Origin of the sequence: Bacillus sp. FSL K6-2431 (assembly GCF_038005165.1) — a bacterium.
GTDB lineage: Bacteria > Bacillota > Bacilli > Bacillales > Bacillaceae > Bacillus > Bacillus pumilus.
In genome coordinates this window covers 1,261,617-1,283,587 of record NZ_JBBOSQ010000001.1, presented here as the reverse complement: position 1 = coordinate 1,283,587, position 21,971 = coordinate 1,261,617, and the positions used below count along the sequence as shown (strand labels likewise).

Here is a 21,971-nt window from a genome sequence, read left to right as displayed (position 1 = left end):
AGAAATGTTTCGTTAACTTTTGTAGTTATTTTTTGCAGATTATTGTAAAGATAACATAAATCATACGAATTACCTTGTTGAGGTAATGTGAATGAGTCTAAATGCTTATTTTTATCATAAGGGGTTTTCTGATAGGGATAGGATGTTTGATTTCAACATGCCCGGGTATAGTGTGTAGTGTAAACGATAATCAAGCAGGAGGGTTTCTACATGGGTAAGAAAATTGCAGTTGTATTAACAGATTACTTTGAGGATGTTGAATTCACCGAGCCTGCAAAAGCCTTTAAAGATGCAGGTCATGAGTTGACAGTCATTGAAAATGAAAAAGGAAAAACAGTGAAAGGGAAGCAAGGAGAGGCAGAAGTAAGAGTGGATGCGTCTATTGACAACGTGAAGCCTGAAGACTTCGATGCACTTCTCATTCCTGGCGGTTTCTCACCAGATATTCTGCGTGCAGATGATCGTTACGTCCAATTCACTAAAGCATTTATGGATGAGAAAAAACCAGTATTTGCAATCTGTCACGGACCGCAATTGCTCATTACAGCGAAGACGCTGGAAGGAAGAGGGGCGACTGGGTATACATCCATCAAAGTCGATATGGAAAACGCAGGCGCTAAATTTAAAGACGAAGAAGTCGTCGTTTGTCAGGATCAGCTTGTGACAAGCCGTACACCTGATGACATTCCAGCCTTTAACCGTGAATCATTAAAACTGCTTGAGAAATAAACCGCAGTTGTAAAAGGATAAAAAAGCCAGCACCTTGCGGGGTGCTGGCTTTTTGTGTGCATGATGTAAGAAAACTGCGTGTAGACCATAAAAACAGTTTCCTTTTTCACCATTATTTTCTTAAGTTTTTTAGCTCGCTTGCGATGGCTTGCATTTCACTTGGGCTGAATGAAGATTTTTTCATCACCATTTGGTGAAGAAATTCAATATCTTCGTACTTGTCTGGACTGAAGTCCTCTGCTTTGATGACTCCAATGTTCAGCATATTTAACTTTTGCGAAATGTCTTCAATCAGCTGATTGACTTCAGCCGCTTTTTGCTCTGACAAGGGCGGCACGTCCTTTCCTGCATATGTGTCGAATAATATGTCTATTTTAACAGAAATGCAAAAGAATAAAAGGGCTATTAAGATGACACCGAGATGTTTTTCTCCTTTTTCTCCTGCTTAATCTTATCAATGATTCGTTTGGATTCAAATACGACAACCCCTGATAAACCGATGAGCCCGATTAAGTTTGGAATCGCCATCAGTCCATTTAGCATATCTGCCACACCCCAGACGAAGTCATTTTTAAACACCGCACCAAAAAAGACAGCCATCACAAACACGATACGATAATACATGACGTACGAATCCTTCGCTAAATATGTAAAGCATTTTTCGCCATAATAGGACCAGCCAATGATGGTGGAATAGGCAAACAAGAGCAGCCCGATTGCCACAATGGTTGAGCCAGCTGGACCGAGGAAGTGAGCAAAGGATAACGAGGTCAGCGCATCACTTTTCACTGTTAAATACATATCTGCCATGACAATGGTAATGCCAGTGATAGAACAGACAATGATTGTATCAATAAACACTTGCGTCATAGAGACGAGAGCTTGGCGGGCAGGCATATCCGTTTTCGCAGCCGCAGCAGCAATTGGTGCTGACCCAAGACCTGCTTCATTGGAAAATACTCCTCGTGCCACACCCCAGCGAATGACAGTCCCAATTGCACCACCTGCCACGGCTTGACCGGTAAAGGCATCTGAGAAAATAAGCCCGACTGCGCCTGGAACAAGATCAGCATTCATAACAAGAATGATCAGACCGCAAATGACGTAAAATAAAGCCATGACCGGTACAAAAATAGATGTGACCCGTCCAATGCTTTTAATTCCGCCTAAAATCACAAGTGCTGTAAAAGCTGTAATAATGATACCTGTTACCCATGTTGGAATTTGAAAAGTAGAATTCATAACGCCTGAGATGGAATTAGACTGTACCAGGTTGCCGATCCCAAAGGCAGCACTGGCACCGAAAACAGCAAATAGCACCCCTAGCCATTTCTGCTTTAACCCGTGCTCTAAATAATACATAGGTCCGCCAGACATTTCGCCTTTTTCGTTTTTGACCCTGTATTTCACAGCAAGAACAGCTTCGGCAAATTTGGTGGCCATCCCGAAAAATGCAGCAAACCACATCCAGAATACTGCACCAGGACCACCCGCTATAACAGCCGAGGCCACACCTACGATATTTCCTGTACCGACAGTTGCAGCGAGAGCCGTCATTAATGCTTGGAAATGGGAAATATCTCCTTCTGACATTTTGTCTTGTTTTGAAAAAGCGAGCTTTAAAGAATAAGGAAGTAATCTAATTTGAATGAAGAGAACGCGAAAGGTGAGGTATATTCCAGTACCAACAATTAAAATCAACAGGGGAGGCCCCCACAAAAAATTGTTCATCGTTGTGACAAACTGCTCAATTATTCCCATCTAATATCCCCCTTTGTTTGTGTAATTCTCCTAAAGTTTCTCCTGTTTTTGTGTATTTTGTCAATGGCGATGAGAGCTTTTCTTGCAAAGTTTCCAAAAGAAAAGGGAGTTGATATGATAGAGAAAAGGTTTTCGAAAAGAACTCTTAGGGAAAAGATAGGAGGAGAATGAAGGATGATTCATGTGTTATTCGTGTGTCTTGGCAATATTTGTAGGTCACCAATGGCAGAGGCCATATTTAGAAAAAAAGTAGAAGATGAGGGGCTTAGTGAGCACTTTGTGATTGATTCAGCAGGTATTGGCGGCTGGCATCAAGGCAGTCCCCCGCATGAAGGAACGCGAAAGCTGCTTGATGAAAAAGGTATCAGCTATGAAGGAATGTCCGCAAGACAAATCATGGATGAGGACATCACAACATATGACTATATCATTGCGATGGATGCTGAAAATGTAGGGGCGCTTCGCAGTATAGCTGGCTATGGGAAACATCACTTTATTGGCCGTCTTCTTGATTTTGTAGAAGACGACGATCGAGATGATGTGCCAGATCCTTATTACACTGGGAACTTTGAGGAAGTCCATGAATTAATTGAAACAGGAATTGACCGTTTTTTGACGTATGTAAAGAAAGAGAACCACCTTTAACTGAAAGGAGATCAGACGAGATGGAAGAAAAAAATCAAATCGTGCTCCGAGGAGCTCTCTTAGGTGCAGCTTGCGGCGCATTGCTGACTTTATTTCATCGGCCAACAAGAATTGCACTCAAAGAAAAATGGAATGACTGCCAGCAAAAGCTTGATGAGTACCGTGAGGAGCCAGGCAGAATATCGGCTTGCATGAAAGAAAAGATGGAAGAAACGAAGCAGCTGATGCGAACAGTCTCAGATGATTTGTCATTTTTAAATGAACAGGTCAATCAGTTAAAGGAAACAACCCCAAGGGTATTAGAAATTATTGAAGAAACAAAGGATCACTTTCAATCGAAACAGACAGATTGATCATTGGAGATGAGGCGTATGGGTTTTATTAAAGCGTTAATTGAACGCTTTTTGCTGCATGAAGGACCGGCAAAATCTGCTGAGCTTGCCTATTTCTTTTTGCTTTCATTATTTCCGTTTCTCATCTTCGTACTGACACTCGTTGGGTATTTGCCGCTGACGTCAAAGGATGTCCTAAGCGTCATTTCTGGCTATGCGCCAGAAGGAGCGCTTTCGATGATTGAATCCATCGCCGAACAGACGCTGAATAATCGTAATGGCGGGTTATTATCGTTCGGGATTATTGCCGCCCTTTGGTCAGCATCTAACGGCATTAATGCCGTCGTCAGAGCATTTAACCATGCTTACGAAGTTGAGGAGAATCGTTCCTTCATTCTCGTACGTTTAACATCGATCATCTTAACGATCGCGATGGTTTTGACCATTATATTTGCCCTGATGCTACCTGTCTTTGGCAAAGAACTCGGTTTATTTGTCGCTAAATTAGTTGGGCAGTCAGACGCCTTTCTCACCGTATGGACTGCAATGAGATGGATCATTAGCCCGCTGATTTTATTGATTGTTTTTACATCCTTATACTATTTTGCTCCAAACATTAGGCTGAAATTAAAATTTGTTCTGCCAGGTGCCGTTTTTGCATCGATTGGATGGATTTTGGTCAGCATGCTATTTTCATTTTACGTAGGCGAGTTTGCTAACTACAGTGCGATGTACGGAAGCATTGGGGGAATCATTATTTTAATGATCTGGTTTTATTTAACCGGCATCATGATTATCCTTGGCGGCGAGCTCAATGCGCTTTTACATAAGCGTAAAATCGTACCAGGCAAACTATAAAGAAATTCGGGCATCCTAAAGAAGAACGATCAAGTTCAAACTGAATGGATGGGGGAAACCACATATGTCCAAACAATCGAAAAAAGGCGGAAGCAATACGAAACAAAACAAAGGCCATCAGCCTAAGCACAAAACAAGCGGCAGTGCGAACGGGCAAAATGGATATCACTAAATGAAAAAAACTCCTCTGCATGGATGCAGGGGAGTTTCTATTTCACAATCGTATATATCGTTTAAGGATAAAAGCGGCATCAGGCTTTGACTCATAGTGAGGATCTAGCTCGAATCCGGCATTCATTGCTACACGTTCACTTCGAACATGACCTACGGGACAAAAAATTTCAAATCCATCGACTTTTGAAAAAAAAGTTTCTGTCATATATTTCACGATCGTTGTCACAATGCCCCGACCTTGCGCGTCTTGACGAATCCAATAACCGATATTGCCTATTTTCTGATTAAACGTCAGGCGGAACAGCCCGATCAATTGGTCGTTCAGTTTAATGCCAGCTTCCAATCCTTTTTGTTCATTGTAGATGGTTTGAGTCGATTGAATAAACGTTTTGACATCCTCTATGCTTTTGCAGTGATGAACCCATGGTAGCCATTCCCCTAAATGAGCCTGATTCTCTTGAATAAGCTCCAATAATGTGTCCGCATCATCTAATTGTAGAGATGCCAAAGTCAATTCATTTGTGACGTCGTATGAAAACAAAGATCGACCCTCCATTTTAATGACTTTCCACCACTGCCGCCGTTCGCCCAAATCGAACGCAGAAAAACACGAATAATATCACGATGCTAACAAGGTAAAGTAAATTCATTCCTTCAAACGTTTGCACAAAGATTCCACCGAGAACAGGCCCGAGAATACTTCCCGCACTAAATGCCATTCCGCACATCAAATTTCCAGCAGGAAGCAGATGCTTTGGCAATAAGTCGGTCATATAACTGATGCCAAGTGAGAAGGTAGAGCCTACAGCCATTCCGGCAATAAAGAAACAAATCGCCACAGCCAAAACCGATTGAATGAAAATCCCTGCTAGTAGAAAAAAGAAAGACCCGACGAGAGTCACACATAAAATGATGCGGCGCCTGCCAAACCGGTCGCTGAGCATCCCGAGAGGTAGCTGAAAGACAATACTTCCAATGGCAAACGCAGGTAAAATAAACGCCACTGCATCTACGGTCACCCCGCTTCTGAGTGCATACACAGGGAAGTTGCTATTGAGTGTCGTTTCTAAAAAGCCATAGCAAAAAGGCATCATAAAGGCGACCCAACCAAATTGAAAAGCTTTCTTAAAGCGCTTCAAACTGTTTGTCTGCTCTGACGTCTGCACTTCGCCCGTATCTGGATATGTATTTTTCAAAACAAACACAAGCAGCCAAATACATAAACTAACAGCACCGGAAACAATGAAAGGTAAAGATGGATTGATTTCAATGAGTGGTGTTAAAAAAGGTCCAGCGGCAAAACCAAGTCCAAAGGATAACCCATACAATGAAATATTTCGCCCACGATTTCTCGATGACGACGCATAGGTCACCCACGTCTGTGTAGAGAAATGCAGCATATGATCACCAATCCCGATCATAAGCCGCAGGAAGAACCAGACAACATAAGATTCAAAAAACACAAAGCTGAACAAGCTTAAAAAGACAGCGGCGCCTCCAATGACAATTAACGGCTTAAACCCAAATCGGCGAAGCGGCGCTTCCATAAAGGGAGATGCTAGCAGCACGCCGAGATATAAGCCTGTGGCATGCAGTCCGTTTAACGTAGGAGAAGTCCCGGCATGTTCAAAAATAATCGAAATGACTGGCAATAACGCTCCCTGCGAAAAACCAGATACAGATACAAGTAAAATTAAAATCATAAAGTGAATTCTCGACATAAGATGCTCCTTACAAGTTCATGTTTTCATCGTACAATGGAACCATAGGGGTTTCAATAGAAAGGTGGGAAAGGAATGAAACTGATATACGAATCAGGCGGGTGGATCGCGGGAATAGATGAAAGGCAGCTGTATATATCAGCAAATGAAGAAACGGGGTACAGGCCATCTCAATTATTCACCTCAGCTATTGCCGGCTGTTTTGGAGAAATGCTCATTCATGTATGCCGGAAAAAGCGAATATCCTGGGAAGGGCTGACGATTACACCTGAAACGACAAGAGCAGGAGCTGTAAACAAAATCTCCCGTATTCATTTACATATTTTATTTGAAGGCGTCCGTACATCTGATGAACAAATAGAGAAAAGCATTACACTGGCATTGAAGCATTGCTCTATGGTGCAGTCTGTGAAAGGTAGTATTGAAATCACCTTCTCACACGAGAAAACCTAAATGTATATGAAGCCGGCACTCACGAAAGAATAACAGTCAGACATATGTAAAGGAGAATGGCTGTATGAATCGTTTGTTTCTTGTGATTGTCGCAATTGGTGTGCCGCTATCGGTGATTGGCAGTTTTCTTCATTTTCCGCAGGCCATCATGTTTGCTGTGTATTGTATCGCGATTATTGGTCTTGCTAGTTTTATGGGAAGAGCCACAGAAAGTCTTGCCATCATAGCAGGTCCCAGAATTGGCGGGCTTTTAAACGCCACATTTGGAAATGCGGTGGAGTTAATTATTTCGTTTTTTGCATTAAAGCAAGGACTGACAGCCATCGTCCTTGCGTCGTTAACTGGCTCAGTGATCGGAAACTTACTGCTTGTGGCGGGACTGTCTTTTTTCGTTGGCGGATTAAAATATAAGCGCCAAGTGTTCAATGTCCACGATGCAAGGCACAACTCGGGCTTGCTCATGTTTGCCATTATTGTGGCGTTTGTCATTCCAGAAGTGTTTTCGGTGGAAATGGCTGAGGAGAAGCAATTTGTTTTAAGCATTGGCATTAGCATTGTGATGATTTTGCTTTATGTTGCAGCGCTCTATTTCAAACTGGTGAGCCACCGAGGTGTCTATGTTGCCAAGCAGGAGAGCTTGGACGGAGAGGCGGAGACGGAAGAAGAAATACCTGAATGGTCTGGTAAGTTTGCCACTTTGATTTTGCTGCTTGCAACGATGGCCGTTGCGTACATTTCAGAGCGCCTCGTCCATACATTTGATACGGTGGGGGAACAATTTGGCTGGAGTGAGCTGTTTATCGGAGTCATTATTGTGGCCATCGTCGGCAATGCGGCAGAACATGCCTCTGCTGTCATCATGGCGTATAAAAACAAAATGGATGTCGCAGTGGAAATTGCTTTTGGTTCCACACTTCAGGTTGCGATGATGGTCGCACCAATCCTTGTCATCAGCTCGCTTTTTTTCAATACGCAGATGCCGCTCATTTTCTCCTTACCAGAGCTCATTGCGATGGCATCCGCCGTGTTACTCACAGTCATTTTATCTAATGACGGAGATACCAATTGGTTTGAAGGCGCCACATTACTTGCTGCCTATTTCATTATGGCGATTGGATTTTTCCTTTTATAATCTTTTGTGGATAAGGGACGCCTTTGCGGAAAATACTATGGAAAAATGAATGAGAAAGAGTGATGATATGAAAAAGATGCCCCGCATCATGTTTGTTGTTCTCTTATCCTTAAGTTTTCTATACAGCTTTCCAGCGGAGGCGGCAAAGCCATTTAAGGTGCCATCGTCTGTCGCCAGTATTTCTAAGGAGAATACGTATCCGAATGCGTCACAGGATCAGCCATTGCTCCAGCCGAGCGAGCTGACAGCCGAATTGTTTAAAACAACGAATGTGCCGATTGAGAATACCCATTTGATCAAAATGCTGAATGAATCCAGCATTTCAGGGACGCCATTAGCTGTTGGTTACCGCGCGACCATTTTCCTTGGAAGATGGGCACTGAGCTATGATTCAAACGAAACGGTCGCCAACTGGGAATACAAAAAAGTGAATACGAATCATATTGATAACAGAGGCGGCAACAAAACAGCCATTGGCAAATATGTTCAAAAGCAGCAAGTAAAAGTGAGCGGCGGGCTCACAGCAAAGGTACCAAACCCGGAAGATGTGAAAACATTGATGATGCAAAAAGCCATTCAAAAGACAAAGCTACCCCTCGCATTTGACACAGTCATTGGCGCAGGAACAAAACGAGATCAGTCATACCACGTCTCTCCGAAAAAAGCAGCATCGCTTCATGCCTATGCACCAGCGATTAATGAAAAAGGAAAGGTCACATACGGAGAAGTGTACCTTGTGCTTAAAGGAAATAAACGCAAACTCGTCGTGAAAAACGTGACCTCACAAGGAATCGGCGCTTGGATTCCTGTTCAGGATCACCTGACGTTTGGGTTTCAAGGGATGAATTAACATAGTAAAACCCCCCTCTTTCACTATAGAAGAGGGGGGTTAATTTGTCGTAAAGTGATTAATGTCAGGCGTGATATAAAACTCTATGATGGCCGAGAAAAATAATAGTATAGTTACTAGCACAAGCCCTGTACAAGTAATTTTACATATATTTTTAAAATTTATTTTCTTCTTTTTATCAAACAATAAAAGGATGGCCTCTTTCAGAAGGATAAAACCAATACCACCAGAAATCATAATAGCCATCAATTCGCTTATACCATGAGGTAAGATGAGAAGTAATGATTGTAAAGGATGCATTAAATACGGAATCGAAATTTTAAAAGCTCCACCAATCATTAATCCATTGATAAACAATATGTATACACTAGATAAACCAAAAGTAACCATTCCAACGATCATCATGATACATATAGATAAATTTTGAAAGAAATAATCAAAAAAATGACGTTGATCATTTATTCTAACAATATCCTCTGAATAATCTCCGTTTGTCATATAAAATCCCATGACCATTCCAATTGTTATGAAGAAAATAGAAGGTAAAATAAGCACTTTTAAAGCATGGTAAAAATCTTTTAAGTAACTCTTAATTGCTTTACTCATCAGTAAACAGCTCTTTTAAATTTTCTGTCGTCACGTTTGTTAATTGCTGATTCCGAAGAAGATATGTAGAGTGACTGAGATCTTCAACAAAATCTAAAGTATGTGATGAAAAAAGCACACTTCCAAATTGAAGAAATTCTTTTAGCTTCTGAACTAATTTAATACAACTAGATGGATCTAGCCCATTAAAGGGTTCATCTAAAATAAGTAATCGAGGTTTTAATAAAAGAGCAAGTGAAATAGCTAATTTCATTTTCATTCCTTTAGAATAGTCTCTAATTAATTTGTTGGACAGGTAGTCAAGTTCAAAGAATGAAAGCATAGTATTGATTTCTGTTGAGTCTAATTTTTTGTTGTAGAGTCTAGAAACAAAATTGATATACTCGGATGCAGTTAAGTATTCATATACAAGAGAATCATCAGGTACAAAGAAAAGGTGACTTGAATAATGACGATCCTTAGGTTGCTTATCTAAAAAGCGGATAACGCCATCATCAGTTAATCGTATGCCACAAATGATCTCAAATAGAGTCGTTTTTCCTGCGCCGTTTTTTCCTATAATACCAACAGAATCATGTGGCTTAACATGAAGAGACAAATCATGGAGAATAGATTTGTTGTTAATTTGGACATGAATATTTTCTAACTTTAACATTTTACTTCCCCTTTTTACTTACTTAAATTAAGAAATTGTATCTTAAGACTAGAGATTTTCAAAATAATAAAAATAAATATCAAATAAATCAATGTAGAGATAATAAAAGCAAGGTAATGCTGTTTATCAAATATGATGATCATCAGTCCTTCCAGCAAAAAACAAAATAGAATTAGCAAATTCGCAGTCATTTTTGCTTTGCTTGAAGGAAGATTACTTACAAAATTTCTTTTAAATTCTGGATAACTAATGCTTGATAAGAAATAAATACAATTGAATAAGATCATTTGTGTTATTGCCATAACACAAATGAAAATAAAGAAAGGGAAAGACATTTGAAATATGATTGCAGCTATTGTAAAAAGGATAATGAACAGCGTGATATTAATTGAACTAGAGAGAATAATGTGACTTCGTACGATGAATTTGGGATGAATCCCAGTCAATTTCAGAAGTTGAAAACGTGCACCATGAAAATCGATGCTTGCGAGAAAGCAATATGTATCTGATAACATTTTAACAATGGCAGCTGACAGAATGATAAAAACTAAACTCTCATTAGCATTCATAAATGTTGGTATTCTATAATAAAGCAAATATAAAATAAGTATGATAGAAAATAGCGAGCTAAATAAAGGCAAGTATGTCATAATAATTTCTTGTTTTCTTTGTCTTTTGATGTAAGCAATCATTAACTGGATGAGAGACAGCTCCTTTCTTTCATGAAAGGAAAGGTGAGAAATCATTGTTTTAACCTTTCTTTTTTTTGAATTTTCACCAATGAAATGTGCTCTTACCCCATTAGAAAAAGAAGTTCGAATCAATAACATAACGATGATTAATAATGAAATTTGTAAAAAAATGATGAATTTATCTTGGAAAATTGTTGGTAAAACCGCAAAAGGCATTTGGGATATCCAGTTGAAAAACCAATTAAGCATTGAATGAGATTGGAAATCTATTTTGTTGGATAAAAAAATAACAGCTAATATAGACAAAACAAAAATTCTCAGAATTGAAAAAAACAATTGGTATGCTGTCGCAATATAACGGTACCCAATGACAGATAAGTAGAAAACCGCAAATTTCATTATATAAAGAAAGCATACAGAGTTAAGTGTAAATACAATGCCTAAAAAAACCGAACCTATTTGTGAATAATGATATAAAAAAAGTGTTGGAATAAGAATTGAAGAGATTAAAACCTCTTTCAAAAATGTGGTTTCAAAATATTTTGCTAGTAACAACTCGTGAAAAGAAAGTGGTGATACAATTAATAATTTCAGGTCATTTTTTGTAGATGTTTTATAAACAGTATTTGTAATGGATTGCTGAATTCCTGTTAATAAAAAAGTAATGATGAAAAAAGTTGATATGTAAAAGATCTCGTTATGTGAAAATAAATGATTGGTATATAATTGAGTCATTATAGTGGTAAAAACTGCGCTGAATAAAAGAATGACGGATAGAGCGACATAAACAAATAAGTCATTCTTTATTTTTAATTTTGGAAGTCGATAGTAAAAAAAAGATTTTTGTCTAAAATAAATATATGTTAGTACATTTCTCATTAGAAAAATGATTCTCCTTTATCTAAAAATATGAGTTATATCACTTCCGAAAAATATAATACATACCTCAATGATTACGAAAATTATCGCAATAGCAATTAATTTTTTTATTTTCATGTTGATTAGTACATGAAAGCCACATATTAACAACATATATCTCCAGATATTAAAGGGATTTATCATAAAGATGGCAAGGGCTGTTAGAAAATGATCGTACTGAGATATATTGGTGTTATCTAAAAATGGAAAGAATAAAAGGCTGATGGCAAAAAAGATTTTTGGCATTTGACTAAATCCATAAATTGAAATGGTCGTTTTGAAACTGATTTCTCTATCTAACATAAAAGTATTTAATAACAAATAGATGGTAAAAGAAGTAATGAAAAAAGTCATTAATGAAAAAAAACTCATACCTAAAGCTATTAAATATAACCACTTGCTTTCCACATGTTCAAAGCGTTCAAAAATGACTTGAATATAAAGTATGGGTATTAAAGCAGAAAATAATAATGGAAGAGCTATGTTAGGTTTTTTATTAAGAGAGTACATCAATTCTAATGGCTGATAAAAAATCTTGAAAAATCTCATAACGTAAGAACAACCTTTCATTAAAAGAGGAGAGAATCCTCTCCTCTTTGTTAAATCTAGTATACTACCAGTTTATTGCCTGTTTTGTTCCCCACTTTGCGACAGCACCTCTAATAAGTGGGTAAGCAATTGCTCCCCAGCCATACGTAGCACCAGCAAGTCCTATTATCGTTAGAATTCCTAAACCATTATTTACAGCATTAACTATTTCCGTTGCTGTTCCAATAGTTAAAAAAAATTTCGTGGCTACTTCAAATATCAACGTCTACACCCCCTTTCATGACTTTTTGTCCTTTTTGTTTCTTACCTCACTTCTATAAAAGTCAATAACATTAAATAATAACCAAGCAAGGAAAAGGAAATAGATAATTTTTGTAAAGTGAGAGAAGTTGTTAAAGATAAACCCCATAGTAATAAATGGTATGATCATAAATCCAAAATACTGTTTCCACCATATTTTAAAAATAATAACACCACCTAACTTTTATATATAAAATTATGTATTATTTCTCGTAATCACTATAATACAACTAGACAAAGGAGTAGTAAACCTTTTTTGTTAAATTTTACACAAAAATAGAATATTTAACTTTAATCTATTAAGATACGTTTTTCCTAATTTGAATATAAAGTTTTGCTTTCAAAAGATATGATGAGTTTTAAATAAAAAAGCCATAACATAAGTTTATTTAAATAAACTTATGTTATGGCAAAATTTCCTTTTACTCCCCTAAATCCACATTATGATAAACCTGCTGCACGTCTTCAAGCTCTTCTAATACATCGATTAGTTTCTCGAATTGTTCTTTAGATTCATCATCTAATGTCACTTCATTTTGAGGAAGCATTGTGATTTCAGCGACAGTGAATTCTTCTACGCCGGCTTGTTTGAATGCTTCTTGTACTTGATGGAATTGATCTGGTTCAGCGTACACAATCACTGTTTCATCTTCTTCCATGATGTCACGTACATCAACGTCTGCTTCCATTAAAAGCTCAAGTGTTTCTTCTTCACTTTTTCCTTCGACACCGATGACAGCTGTTTGGTCAAACATGTAGGCAACAGAGCCGCTTACGCCCATGTTTCCACCATTTTTCCCGAAAGCCGCACGAACATCTGATGCTGTACGGTTCACGTTATTGGTGAGGGCATCGACGATCACCATTGATCCGTTTGGACCAAATCCTTCGTAGCGCAGCTCATCGAAATTCTCTTCCGCACCGCCTTTGGCTTTTTCAATGGCACGGTCCACGATGTGTTTTGGGACACTATATGTTTTTGCACGTTCTAGGACAAAACGAAGTGCTTGGTTTGATTCTGGGTTTGGCTCACCTTGTTTGGCAGCCACATAGATTTCACGCCCGAATTTTGCGTAAATACGACTTGTACTGGCATCCTTTGATGCTTTCTTTTCTTTAATGTTGTTCCACTTACGACCCATCTTATTCACTCTCTTTCACTTAGAAAATACACAGTATGAGGGTCCCCATGCTGCATGAAATCATTCTGCTTTCTATTATACATGAATTAGTCAAGAGGATAGAAGTTAGAGGGGCTGAATTAAAGCGAATTCTTAACGGATATGTCCAAGCTGTTCAAGCGTTTCATGTATTTGGAGAGCCCGAGTCAGCTCGGCGCACCTAATAAATAAAGAAATAAGAGCCGATGATATAAAAAATAACCCCATCACAAATGAGGTTATTTTGCAGGCTGGGGATAAACGAGATCTTCAAGCAATTTGACATCATGCTGATGAAGTTGTTTGATCATTTCTTTTCGGACAGCGAGGGCAGCATCGAAATATTTTTCATCTTCGACCATTCCTTTCACTGTGATCTCAATCCCGCGGTTCAGCTTGTTCAGACCCATAATGCCATGGACTTGAAACGGTTCAATGGCATGCTGGAATTCATCTTTTTTAAGAAAATCATGATGCATTTGATTTAAATTGTCACAGGCCGTTTCTAGTGCTTGAAAGGCTGTATCTGGGTTTTGATTCGCACTAATTAATACAGACTCCGTAATCCGCATGTAGTGCATGTTATAGTTTTGAATTTGCCGGATGTCCCCGTTAGAAATGGTTAACAGCTTGCCGCTCCATTCTCTAATTTGCAGAGAGCGGAGACCAATTTCTTCAATCGTTCCATTAAAGAGGTTATTCACTGTCACATAATCCCCTTTATGAATCTGACGTTCATAGATCAGGAAGATGCCTGCTAAAATATCACGAATTAGCGTCTGGGCGCCAAAACCTATGACGATCCCGGCAACACCGGCACCTGCAAGAATTTTTCCGAAATCATGAAAGAAGAGAGAAATGACATAGAATACAAAGCAAATTGAAGCTGTGTACTTCGTCACAGATTTGACCAAGCTCTCGATCGTTTTCTTCTTCTTATCTTCAATAAACTCCGTTCGTTTAAAGAAAATCTGAAGGGCTTTGTTGATGATAAAGACGGCAAGCCAAAGAACAAGTCCAACAATTAGAATTTCAATGTATTTGTTCTTGACCACTGTCAGAAATGTATCGTCCATCTATCGGTTACCCCCTGGCTGTACGAGAAGTAAAATCAACATCTTGATAATAGCTGTTTTTCACAAGAACATTCGGACCGAGGCATTGTACGCTTGGACAATGACAATTCAGCTCTTTTGCTAATTTTGTGTCCATCCAGCGAGTATAAGCTGATTGCAATGTATCGGTCGCAATATTTCCAAGCGGCGGTGTATCGCCAAAGTCTGTCACAATAATATTCCCATCAAAAATATTCACATTCAACCGTGAGCGTCCGTCAGGGTCATTTCGTACCGTGACATGCTTCTCCTGGCGCAATCGTTTGAGGAGGCGCTGGTCTTCTTCATCTGTACTGCAAGAATAAAATGGCAGGGTGCCAAACAGCATCCATGTGTCTTGATCACGAATATCAAGCAGCTGATGAATCGCATCACGCATTTGCGGAAGCGTCAATGATTCAAGGGCGCTGGCAAAATCACTTGGGTACATCGGGTGAACTTCGTGGCGCTGGCATTTCATTTCCTCCACAATTTGCCGGTGGATGTGTTCAATATATGGAAGTGTGCGTTTATTAAGCATGGTTTCAGCAGATACGGTAACACCTGCTTTGACAAGTGCCCGGCTATTTTCAATCATGCGGTTAAATAATTTCTCGCGCTGCTCAAAGGTTGGTTTTCTGTCCATCATCGCAAAACCGACCGTTGCAAACTCTTCGACAGTTCCCCAGTTATGTGAGATGTGAAGAACATCTAAGTATGGAATAATTTCTTCATATCGCGCCAAATCAAGTGTTAAGTTTGAATTGATCTGTGTACGGACGCCGCGTTCATGGGCATACTTTAATAAAGGGACGACATATTCCCGCACAGATTTGAGAGAAAGCATCGGCTCTCCGCCTGTAATACTGATGGACCGCAGAAGCGGAACTTCATCTAAACGGCGAAGCAGTAAATCAAGCGGCAGTGCATTCGGGTCTTTTGGCTGCAAAGTATAGCCGACCGCGCAGTGCTCACATCTCATGTTACACAACGTCGTAGTTGTAAATTCAATATTTGTCAGCTTCATCTCTCCGTAATCCTGCACATCAAGATAGGCTTCCCAAGGGTCATATGCAGGTGTAATCGGACGAAGTGCTGTTTTTTGGTTCATGGTATCTATCTCCTTTTCATTCGGGCAAACGTGGACCCGCCAACAGTTAATTTTAAGCCCCATCACCGTTATACGCAAGTGGGGTTTCATTGATTTACAAGGGAAAAAAAGATAAGCTAGAAACAAATGCTAAAGGGAGTGTATCTATGGGCAAGGCAGCAGACAGCAAAGAGCAGCAGGTTGATTATTTAAAGAACCGATTAGATATGTTTATGAATGTGATTGATTCATTAGATCCAGAATCAACAGATGTTGAGGATATAGACAGACTGATCCAGATGATTGACGACCTAGAAGCAAAATATGAACGGTTTAAAACCGATTGGAAGGAAGAATAGCTCGCACAGTGCGGGCTTTTTTCTTTAAATTGGCAGGTGAATCAGTGTATGAGTCTCGGTCTTATTCTGCACAATAGAAGAAAAACCGGGAAGTGACGTAAATGAAAAAATACATGCTCATCTGTTTATGTGCGCTTTTTGTATCCATGCCTCTCTCAGAAGCGGAAGCCGTGTCTAATCAGCCCGTCCATTGGGGATTTGCGAAAAGCAAAGAACACAAGCCAGCGGATGCGGGTAAAGAACTGAACGCCCTTTTAAAAAAGTATGATGCCTTCTATTTAGGGAGCACGAAAAAGAAAGAAATTTATTTTACCTTCGACAATGGCTATGAAAATGGGTACACGCCGAAGATCTTAGATGTGCTGAAAAAACATCAAGTGCCAGCCACCTTTTTTGTGACAGGTCACTTTGTCAAGGACCAGCCTGAGCTCGTTAAACGTATGGCGGAGGAAGGTCATATCATTGGCAACCACTCCTATCACCATCCAGATTTAACAACAAAGAGTACGAAAGAAATCAAAGAAGAGCTGGGGCGCGTCAATGAAGCCGTGTACAAAATCACTGGGAAACAAGACAACCTCTATCTTCGTCCGCCGCGCGGTGTATTCAGTGAAAGAGTGCTGAAGGAAACAAAAGAGCTCGGTTACCAAACCGTTTTCTGGTCAGTGGCGTTTGTGGACTGGCATATTCATCATCAAAAAGGAAAACAGTATGCTTACGATCAAATGATGAAGCAGGCGCACCCAGGTGCCATTTACTTACTTCATACCGTCTCAAGAGACAATGCCGAGGCATTGGATGATGCCATCACGTCACTGAAAAAACAAGGTTATTCCTTTAAAAGCCTAGACGATCTCATGCTTGAAAAAGTATGGCATCTACCTCAGCTATAGAAAAAAAGCTTGCAGAAGACCTGCGAGCTTTTTCTTTATCCTTCTCTTATTTTACGCTGAAACAAAATCGGATGATGACGAGTGAAAGAGTCAATCAAGCCCTCACCGAAAATCGTGATACTTTGCTCCCAAGGATGTCCTAGCAAGCCCCAATGCATCTCTTTTGATAAAAAAAAGAAATAATAATCCCCGTTCGGTAGCACAGGCACTGCCCAATCTCCGAATTCATCTTTTTCAAATGAGCCGTATGGTGTGATCCAGTAGCATTCGTGCTGCCAATCAAGTGCCAGCATATACTCGTCTGTTCTGATAAGCTCCTGAAAAACAAGTCATGCTTTCTCTTCAAGGTCTTCATCTGCATGAAGAAGGGAAGAGTCCTCAAAACAAGCAGAAATATCATATGTAATGAAAGGAGAAGGTACGCGAAATGAGGGAAAACGAGAGAGGCTCGGATTAAATTTGAAATCTCGATAGAGCGTCTCCCATACGAGCTTTAGTTCTTGATGAGACAAAGGAATCCAGTTTTTCATCTAACCGCCTCCTCAGTCATTCACTCTACACATTATTTGAATATGCGGAACCATCCTTTATGCTTAAACCACAAAAGCATACCCGAGACGAGCAGACCCATGAAAATCAGTACGCCAAAATAGCCATACTTCCAGTGTAATTCAGGCATGTTATCAAAGTTCATTCCGTACACTCCAACAATAAAGGTCAATGGAATAAAGATGGTCGATACAATGGTCAGCGTCATCATGATTGCATTCATTCGGTTAGAATTCAGCGTCTGATAGCTGTCTCGTAAATCGGCTGTCATATCACGGTTTGATTCGACAATCTCTGTTAATTTCAGAAGGTGGTCATAGATATCATTGAAATAGGCTTGTCTATTTTTATCGTTTTTCATCATATTAATGTTCACGATACGATATAAAAGGTCTCTCATCGGAATAATTGTTCTTCTTAGCTTTAACAAGTCTGACCGAATTCCGAATACTTCGTTCATTAAAGTACCATACGTTTTATGACCTTCTTCATCTTCGATCTCATTTAACCTGTCTTCAATTTGATAAATAATCGGGAAATAATCATCAACCAGATCATCAATCAGCATGTAGGCAAGATGCTCAGGTCCACTATTTCGCGCGTGTTCAGATGCTTTTAGCTTTCGCATCACACGATCAATGTATGGTGCTTCCTTTAAATGAAAGGTGACAATAAAACTTTCCCCAACAAACAGGTCCACTTCCTCTGAACGAAGTGTTTTTTGATTGAGAGCATGAAGAACGAAAAATAAATACTCTTCATAAAAATCAAGCTTAGGCCGCTGTAAATAATGGAAGCAATCTTCAATTGAAAGCGGATGAAACTGAAAGAATTCCTTCAGCAGCGCTGCTTCCTTTTCCGTTGGCGCATGAAAGTCAATCCAATACCAGGCGATATCGGGGCTTGAAAGCTGGTGCAATGTTGCATGTTCAATCAAGTCTCCGTTCTTTGTCACTGCAAGTTTTTTCAGCATATACACCCCTCCAGACTTGCATTATATCATGAAGCAACGCCAGTGAACTTATACATTCTCTCCATAAAAAAGCCGATCTCATCACTGAGATCGGTCCATTGTGCGTGTATGATTGATGGATAAAACCGAGAATTAAGGACGATGGAACGTAACAAATTTATCTTGACGGTCAAACCAGCCTCTGAACGCCCAGTTATCCCAGCCGCCATCGCCGTTGTTTTTAAAGGTACCACTTTCAAATACCCAAATACCGTAAACAACGTTACCAAGATTAGCAGTTGCAAAAGTTTTCACGCCGTTAAAGCGGTCTTCATAATTTTGGCTTAGGTTAAAGACCATGACATTATATCTGCCACCAGCAGCATAGAATGTGCTTTCCATCACGCCTTTAACGAACCCAGGACGGTTTGCATTTGCGTTTACTGCGTTAACAATCGCATTGGCAATCCCAAGAACATCGAAGTTGACGTTAACATTAGGACTAGCTGTCGTTCCAGCTTTTCCTTCAGCAGCTTTGTTTAATACAGTTTGCTGTAGTGTAGTAGAGACGGGTGCTGACGTTTTTTTCTCAGCAGCGTCAGCAAATACTGGCAGAGTCGAAGAAACAGCAGTGGCAAGGGCAATAGAAAGAATGGTTTTTTTCATTGGTCGGATCTCCTTTGTTTTAAAATGTTTGGGTCTTCCTTTTCGTAAAAAGTGAAACTAGGTGAAGCCGGTTATCAATGAGGTAAAATATGTTCCTGCAAGATAAAACAAATGATTGCCTAATCAGCTTATTCCTTTGTCACCTCCTTGATATGTCATAATTATACAAATTTTTTCAGGATAGAAGATATCACCCAGAGGTTCTATTTCTAATTTAAGGAAAATGATCCTAAAATATTGGAGGATCATGTCGAATATTAGCTGAATTCGACCAAAAACTTTCATCAGACCAAAAGGAGAATGACCACAAATAAGGAAGATATAACTGATAAATTCTTGTACTCTTTATATTCAAAAGTATTTAATATAGAGAATCATTCAAGCAAAATGAAACAATCGCATCTGCGCGTGTTTGCAGAAAGGAAGAGGGAAAACATGTGGGAAAAACAGCTGGTGGTTGAACCGCCATATCACTTCGATCAAGTGCTGAGACGCTTATCAAATGATCCATTAAAAGCAGTCGATTTGAATAAAAGAGAAATCAAAGTACCAATCAGATTAGAACAAACACCATACGTTGTCGTCGTTCAAGCCACCGGAACAAAAGAAGCACCCATGTTTCGGGTGAAAGGAAATGGTCCTGAGGAACCTCTCATATGTGAGATGAAGCGGATATTTGGCATGGAGCATCAATTAGACGCTGTGCATGAGCATTTTTCTCAAACAAATCTAGCCCCCGTTTTTGAGCGTCATAAGGGAACACCGCTCATGCTGGATTTTCACTTATATCATTGCTTGATGAAATGCATCATTCATCAGCAGCTCAATCTGGCGTTTGCCTATGAACTCACAAAACGGTTTGTTCATACGTATGGCGAGCAAATAGAGGGGGTTTGGTTTGATCCTTTACCAGAAACCATCGCCTCACTTGAAACGGAGGAATTGAGAAAGCTCCAATTTAGTCAGCGGAAAGCGGAATATGTCATCGATGTCTCGAAGCGAATTGTGAGCGGCTCTCTTTGCTTAGAAGAATTACATGATTTAACTGATCTGGAGGTGGAAGAACGTCTGCTTCCGATTAGAGGGATTGGACCTTGGACAGTTCAAAATGTGCTCATGAATGGACTTGGAAGACCAAATCTCTTTCCGATGGCAGATATCGGGATTCAAAACGCCATCAAGCGGCATTTTGACCTGCCTGAAAAGCCGACAAAAGAAGAGATGGCAGTGTTAAGCAAGGATTGGACTCCTTATTTAAGCTACGCTTCTTTATATTTATGGAGAAGCATTGAGACAGATAAATGAAAGGGATTTTCTCTCTTTGTCCAAGTCATGGTATACTAATGAGATGGAATAAAATGAAGACAACCTATCAAGGGTTCAGATAGAACGGAGAGAATGAAGTGAAGGAAAAACAGCAAGGTGCCCTTTTGCAAAAGGGACAGCAGTTTCCGCTTACCATTAAACGCCTTGGCATTAATGGAGAAGGGGTCGGTTATTTTAAAAAGCAAGTAGTCTTTGTCCCGGGTGCTCTTCCAGGCGAAGAAGTGGTTGTGGAAGCAACGAATGTCCAAGCAAAATATGCAGAAGGTACGGTTAGGAAAGTTAGAAAGCGCTCCGAGCATCGAGTGAAACCGCCATGCCCAGTATACGAAGAGTGCGGCGGCTGTCAGCTTCAGCATTTGGCGTATGAGCAGCAGCTAAAGGAAAAACGAGATATTGTCATTCAATCAATGGAACGTCATACAAAACTATCAGTTGAAGAGCTAGATATCAGGCCAACGATCGGTATGGAAGATCCGTGGCACTACCGAAATAAAAGTCAGTTCCAAGTAGGGCGTTCTCATAGCGGTGACATCATTGCTGGGCTTTACGGACTGAACTCTCATAAGCTTGTACCGATTAAGGAATGCATCGTGCAGCATCCAAAAACGAACAAAACAACGGGCGTTGTCCGCAAAATTTTAGAGAAATTCGGTGTATCGGTCTACAATGAACGGACGAGAAAAGGCGACGTACGATCAATTGTCGTGCGTGTCGGCTTTGAAACAGGGGAAGTGCAGGTCGTTCTTGTCACATCAAAGCCGGAATTTCCAAAGAAAAAAGAAATCGCCGAAGCCATTCAAAAACGTCTGCCAGAAGTGACGTCCATTATGCACAATGTCAACGGTGAAAAAACGTCGGTCATCTTTGGTCATAAGACATCTCATCTAGCTGGCAACATGGTCATTCAAGAATTTTTAGGAGACGTCTCCTTTGAACTGAGTGCACGTGCTTTCTTCCAATTGAATCCGAAGCAAACGCTAAAGCTTTACGACGAAGCGAAAAAAGCGGCAAAACTAACTGGCAAAGAAAAAGTTGTCGATGCGTATTGCGGCGTTGGAACGATTGGGATGTGGCTTTCAGATGGCGCCAAAGAAGTACGAGGAATGGATGTCATCAAAGAATCGATTGATGATGCCAAGAAAAATGCCAAAAAACACGGCATGAAAAACGCGACCTATGTGACAGGAACAGCTGAACATTGGCTGCCAAAATGGGTCAAAGAAGGCTTCCGTCCTGACGTCATCGTCGTGGACCCGCCAAGAACAGGCTGCGAGCGCACTTTCTTAGACACCGTCAAACAAGTCAAGCCAAAACGCCTTGTCTACGTCTCTTGCAACCCATCAACACTAGCAAAAGACCTTGAATACATGTCAAAAGACTACAAAATCGAATACATGCAGCCAGTCGATATGTTCCCGCATACATCTCATGTGGAGACTGTTGTATCGCTTGTGAAAAAATAGACTTTAAATCAAGGCTTGAAAATCAATATTAGATTTTCGAGCTT

General features: G+C 40.0%; 25 protein-coding genes and 1 pseudogene. 11 read left to right on the top strand and 15 right to left on the bottom strand.

The features are described from left to right. The first annotated feature begins 210 nt into the window (after positions 1–210). Positions 211–729, top strand: a complete 519-nt coding sequence (locus MHH40_RS06600) for a type 1 glutamine amidotransferase domain-containing protein (protein WP_050944793.1) — start codon at positions 211–213, stop codon at positions 727–729. Positions 730–841: 112 nt separating this feature from the next. Here the strand turns inward: MHH40_RS06600 and MHH40_RS06595 are convergent, their stop codons facing one another. After that, positions 842–1,057 (bottom strand): DUF1128 domain-containing protein, encoded by a 216-nt coding sequence (locus MHH40_RS06595; protein WP_003214000.1) that lies wholly within the window; start codon positions 1,055–1,057, stop codon positions 842–844. A 77-nt stretch (positions 1,058–1,134) separates the two neighbouring features. Next, positions 1,135–2,490 (bottom strand): alanine/glycine:cation symporter family protein, encoded by a 1,356-nt coding sequence (locus MHH40_RS06590; RefSeq protein ID WP_050944792.1) that lies wholly within the window; start codon positions 2,488–2,490, stop codon positions 1,135–1,137. Between the two features lie 174 nt (positions 2,491–2,664). Between MHH40_RS06590 and MHH40_RS06585 the strand changes: the two genes are divergently transcribed. Genes MHH40_RS06585 through MHH40_RS06575 form a run of 3 tightly spaced genes read left to right on the top strand, consistent with a single transcriptional unit; the run spans position 2,665 to position 4,325 of the window. Next, entirely contained in the window at positions 2,665–3,135 is a 471-nt protein-coding gene (locus MHH40_RS06585) for a low molecular weight protein-tyrosine-phosphatase (protein WP_050944791.1), read from the top strand. Between the two features lie 20 nt (positions 3,136–3,155). Beyond that, positions 3,156–3,488, top strand: a complete 333-nt coding sequence (locus MHH40_RS06580) for a YtxH domain-containing protein (protein ID WP_003218013.1) — start codon at positions 3,156–3,158, stop codon at positions 3,486–3,488. A gap of 18 nt (positions 3,489–3,506) precedes the next feature. Next, entirely contained in the window at positions 3,507–4,325 is an 819-nt protein-coding gene (locus tag MHH40_RS06575; protein WP_050944790.1) for a YihY/virulence factor BrkB family protein, read from the top strand. 214 nt (positions 4,326–4,539) lie between these two features. Here MHH40_RS06575 and MHH40_RS06570 read toward each other — a convergent pair whose 3' ends face one another. Together MHH40_RS06570 and MHH40_RS06565 are read right to left on the bottom strand one after the other, a co-directional pair. After that, a complete protein-coding gene (locus tag MHH40_RS06570) occupies positions 4,540–5,040 on the bottom strand; it encodes a GNAT family N-acetyltransferase (RefSeq protein ID WP_050944789.1) in 501 nt (166 codons plus the stop codon). A gap of 16 nt (positions 5,041–5,056) precedes the next feature. Then, on the bottom strand, positions 5,057–6,220 hold the full coding sequence (locus MHH40_RS06565) for an MFS transporter (RefSeq protein ID WP_003218010.1): 1,164 nt from the start codon (positions 6,218–6,220) through the stop codon (positions 5,057–5,059). Between the two features lie 75 nt (positions 6,221–6,295). Between MHH40_RS06565 and MHH40_RS06560 the strand changes: the two genes are divergently transcribed. The 3 genes from MHH40_RS06560 to MHH40_RS06550 all read left to right on the top strand — a co-directional run bounded on the left by MHH40_RS06560 (position 6,296) and on the right by MHH40_RS06550 (position 8,655). Next, a complete protein-coding gene (locus tag MHH40_RS06560; RefSeq protein ID WP_050944788.1) occupies positions 6,296–6,673 on the top strand; it encodes an OsmC family protein in 378 nt (125 codons plus the stop codon). A 64-nt stretch (positions 6,674–6,737) separates the two neighbouring features. Then, positions 6,738–7,805, top strand: coding sequence for a calcium/proton exchanger (cax, locus tag MHH40_RS06555; protein WP_050944787.1), 1,068 nt, complete (start codon positions 6,738–6,740; stop codon positions 7,803–7,805). Positions 7,806–7,872: 67 nt separating this feature from the next. Continuing rightward, entirely contained in the window at positions 7,873–8,655 is a 783-nt protein-coding gene (locus MHH40_RS06550; RefSeq protein ID WP_050944786.1) for a YfkD famly protein, read from the top strand. Between the two features lie 39 nt (positions 8,656–8,694). Here the strand turns inward: MHH40_RS06550 and MHH40_RS06545 are convergent, their stop codons facing one another. The 8 genes from MHH40_RS06545 to yfkAB form a co-directional block, all read right to left on the bottom strand. After that, positions 8,695–9,261, bottom strand: coding sequence for a stage II sporulation protein M (locus MHH40_RS06545; RefSeq protein ID WP_050944785.1), 567 nt, complete (start codon positions 9,259–9,261; stop codon positions 8,695–8,697). Further along, the gene (locus MHH40_RS06540) at positions 9,254–9,916 is read right to left on the bottom strand and encodes an ATP-binding cassette domain-containing protein (protein ID WP_003218054.1); all 663 of its coding nucleotides are present in this window, start codon (positions 9,914–9,916) and stop codon (positions 9,254–9,256) included. Before MHH40_RS06540 ends, MHH40_RS06545 begins: the two co-directional genes overlap by 8 nt. Before the next feature lie 14 nt (positions 9,917–9,930). Further along, the gene (locus MHH40_RS06535) at positions 9,931–11,487 is read right to left on the bottom strand and encodes a hypothetical protein (RefSeq protein WP_050944784.1); all 1,557 of its coding nucleotides are present in this window, start codon (positions 11,485–11,487) and stop codon (positions 9,931–9,933) included. An 18-nt stretch (positions 11,488–11,505) separates the two neighbouring features. Further along, complete coding sequence (locus MHH40_RS06530; protein WP_159037609.1) at positions 11,506–12,075, bottom strand: YIP1 family protein; 570 nt, start codon at positions 12,073–12,075, stop codon at positions 11,506–11,508. A gap of 64 nt (positions 12,076–12,139) precedes the next feature. Further along, complete coding sequence (locus MHH40_RS06525; protein ID WP_024425263.1) at positions 12,140–12,337, bottom strand: hypothetical protein; 198 nt, start codon at positions 12,335–12,337, stop codon at positions 12,140–12,142. Positions 12,338–12,797: 460 nt separating this feature from the next. Next, positions 12,798–13,517 (bottom strand): YebC/PmpR family DNA-binding transcriptional regulator, encoded by a 720-nt coding sequence (locus tag MHH40_RS06520; RefSeq protein WP_012009270.1) that lies wholly within the window; start codon positions 13,515–13,517, stop codon positions 12,798–12,800. A 257-nt stretch (positions 13,518–13,774) separates the two neighbouring features. Next, positions 13,775–14,611, bottom strand: coding sequence for a mechanosensitive ion channel family protein (locus MHH40_RS06515; protein ID WP_003218032.1), 837 nt, complete (start codon positions 14,609–14,611; stop codon positions 13,775–13,777). A gap of 7 nt (positions 14,612–14,618) precedes the next feature. Further along, entirely contained in the window at positions 14,619–15,740 is a 1,122-nt protein-coding gene (gene yfkAB / locus MHH40_RS06510) for a radical SAM/CxCxxxxC motif protein YfkAB (protein ID WP_050944782.1), read from the bottom strand. A 146-nt stretch (positions 15,741–15,886) separates the two neighbouring features. On the opposite strand from yfkAB, the gene MHH40_RS06505 reads away from it, so the two are divergent. Together MHH40_RS06505 and pdaA are read left to right on the top strand one after the other, a co-directional pair. Beyond that, positions 15,887–16,078, top strand: coding sequence for an SE1561 family protein (locus MHH40_RS06505; protein WP_003218031.1), 192 nt, complete (start codon positions 15,887–15,889; stop codon positions 16,076–16,078). 101 nt (positions 16,079–16,179) lie between these two features. Beyond that, positions 16,180–16,971, top strand: a complete 792-nt coding sequence (pdaA, locus tag MHH40_RS06500; RefSeq protein ID WP_003218060.1) for a delta-lactam-biosynthetic de-N-acetylase — start codon at positions 16,180–16,182, stop codon at positions 16,969–16,971. A gap of 35 nt (positions 16,972–17,006) precedes the next feature. On the opposite strand, the pseudogene MHH40_RS06495 reads toward pdaA, so the two are convergent. The 3 genes and pseudogenes from MHH40_RS06495 to MHH40_RS06485 all read right to left on the bottom strand — a co-directional run bounded on the left by MHH40_RS06495 (position 17,007) and on the right by MHH40_RS06485 (position 19,138). Further along, a pseudogene (locus MHH40_RS06495) lies at positions 17,007–17,501 on the bottom strand (DUF2716 domain-containing protein). Between the two features lie 32 nt (positions 17,502–17,533). After that, the gene (corA, locus tag MHH40_RS06490; RefSeq protein WP_003218035.1) at positions 17,534–18,493 is read right to left on the bottom strand and encodes a magnesium/cobalt transporter CorA; all 960 of its coding nucleotides are present in this window, start codon (positions 18,491–18,493) and stop codon (positions 17,534–17,536) included. Positions 18,494–18,625: 132 nt separating this feature from the next. After that, a complete protein-coding gene (locus MHH40_RS06485; RefSeq protein ID WP_050944781.1) occupies positions 18,626–19,138 on the bottom strand; it encodes a hypothetical protein in 513 nt (170 codons plus the stop codon). A 435-nt stretch (positions 19,139–19,573) separates the two neighbouring features. On the opposite strand from MHH40_RS06485, the gene MHH40_RS06480 reads away from it, so the two are divergent. Then, on the top strand, positions 19,574–20,443 hold the full coding sequence (locus MHH40_RS06480) for a DNA-3-methyladenine glycosylase family protein (protein ID WP_050944780.1): 870 nt from the start codon (positions 19,574–19,576) through the stop codon (positions 20,441–20,443). Positions 20,444–20,541: 98 nt separating this feature from the next. Continuing rightward, entirely contained in the window at positions 20,542–21,927 is a 1,386-nt protein-coding gene (rlmD, locus tag MHH40_RS06475; RefSeq protein WP_050944779.1) for a 23S rRNA (uracil(1939)-C(5))-methyltransferase RlmD, read from the top strand. Positions 21,928–21,971 lie beyond the last annotated feature (44 nt).

Excerpts from the sequence above, each read along its gene's own strand:
- MHH40_RS06600 (WP_050944793.1), top strand. The coding sequence starts at position 211 with ATGGGTAAGAAAATTGCAGTTGTATTAACAGATTACTTTGAGGATGTT.
- MHH40_RS06590 (WP_050944792.1), bottom strand. The coding sequence starts at position 2,490 with ATGGGAATAATTGAGCAGTTTGTCACAACGATGAACAATTTTTTGTGG.
- MHH40_RS06585 (WP_050944791.1), top strand. The coding sequence starts at position 2,665 with ATGATTCATGTGTTATTCGTGTGTCTTGGCAATATTTGTAGGTCACCA.
- MHH40_RS06580 (WP_003218013.1), top strand. The coding sequence starts at position 3,156 with ATGGAAGAAAAAAATCAAATCGTGCTCCGAGGAGCTCTCTTAGGTGCA.
- MHH40_RS06575 (WP_050944790.1), top strand. The coding sequence starts at position 3,507 with ATGGGTTTTATTAAAGCGTTAATTGAACGCTTTTTGCTGCATGAAGGA.
- MHH40_RS06565 (WP_003218010.1), bottom strand. The coding sequence starts at position 6,220 with ATGTCGAGAATTCACTTTATGATTTTAATTTTACTTGTATCTGTATCT.
- MHH40_RS06560 (WP_050944788.1), top strand. The coding sequence starts at position 6,296 with ATGAAACTGATATACGAATCAGGCGGGTGGATCGCGGGAATAGATGAA.
- cax (WP_050944787.1), top strand. The coding sequence starts at position 6,738 with ATGAATCGTTTGTTTCTTGTGATTGTCGCAATTGGTGTGCCGCTATCG.
- MHH40_RS06550 (WP_050944786.1), top strand. The coding sequence starts at position 7,873 with ATGAAAAAGATGCCCCGCATCATGTTTGTTGTTCTCTTATCCTTAAGT.
- MHH40_RS06545 (WP_050944785.1), bottom strand. The coding sequence starts at position 9,261 with ATGAGTAAAGCAATTAAGAGTTACTTAAAAGATTTTTACCATGCTTTA.
- MHH40_RS06540 (WP_003218054.1), bottom strand. The coding sequence starts at position 9,916 with ATGTTAAAGTTAGAAAATATTCATGTCCAAATTAACAACAAATCTATT.
- MHH40_RS06535 (WP_050944784.1), bottom strand. The coding sequence starts at position 11,487 with ATGAGAAATGTACTAACATATATTTATTTTAGACAAAAATCTTTTTTT.
- MHH40_RS06530 (WP_159037609.1), bottom strand. The coding sequence starts at position 12,075 with ATGAGATTTTTCAAGATTTTTTATCAGCCATTAGAATTGATGTACTCT.
- MHH40_RS06520 (WP_012009270.1), bottom strand. The coding sequence starts at position 13,517 with ATGGGTCGTAAGTGGAACAACATTAAAGAAAAGAAAGCATCAAAGGAT.
- MHH40_RS06515 (WP_003218032.1), bottom strand. The coding sequence starts at position 14,611 with ATGGACGATACATTTCTGACAGTGGTCAAGAACAAATACATTGAAATT.
- yfkAB (WP_050944782.1), bottom strand. The coding sequence starts at position 15,740 with ATGAACCAAAAAACAGCACTTCGTCCGATTACACCTGCATATGACCCT.
- MHH40_RS06505 (WP_003218031.1), top strand. The coding sequence starts at position 15,887 with ATGGGCAAGGCAGCAGACAGCAAAGAGCAGCAGGTTGATTATTTAAAG.
- pdaA (WP_003218060.1), top strand. The coding sequence starts at position 16,180 with ATGAAAAAATACATGCTCATCTGTTTATGTGCGCTTTTTGTATCCATG.
- corA (WP_003218035.1), bottom strand. The coding sequence starts at position 18,493 with ATGCTGAAAAAACTTGCAGTGACAAAGAACGGAGACTTGATTGAACAT.
- MHH40_RS06485 (WP_050944781.1), bottom strand. The coding sequence starts at position 19,138 with ATGAAAAAAACCATTCTTTCTATTGCCCTTGCCACTGCTGTTTCTTCG.
- MHH40_RS06480 (WP_050944780.1), top strand. The coding sequence starts at position 19,574 with ATGTGGGAAAAACAGCTGGTGGTTGAACCGCCATATCACTTCGATCAA.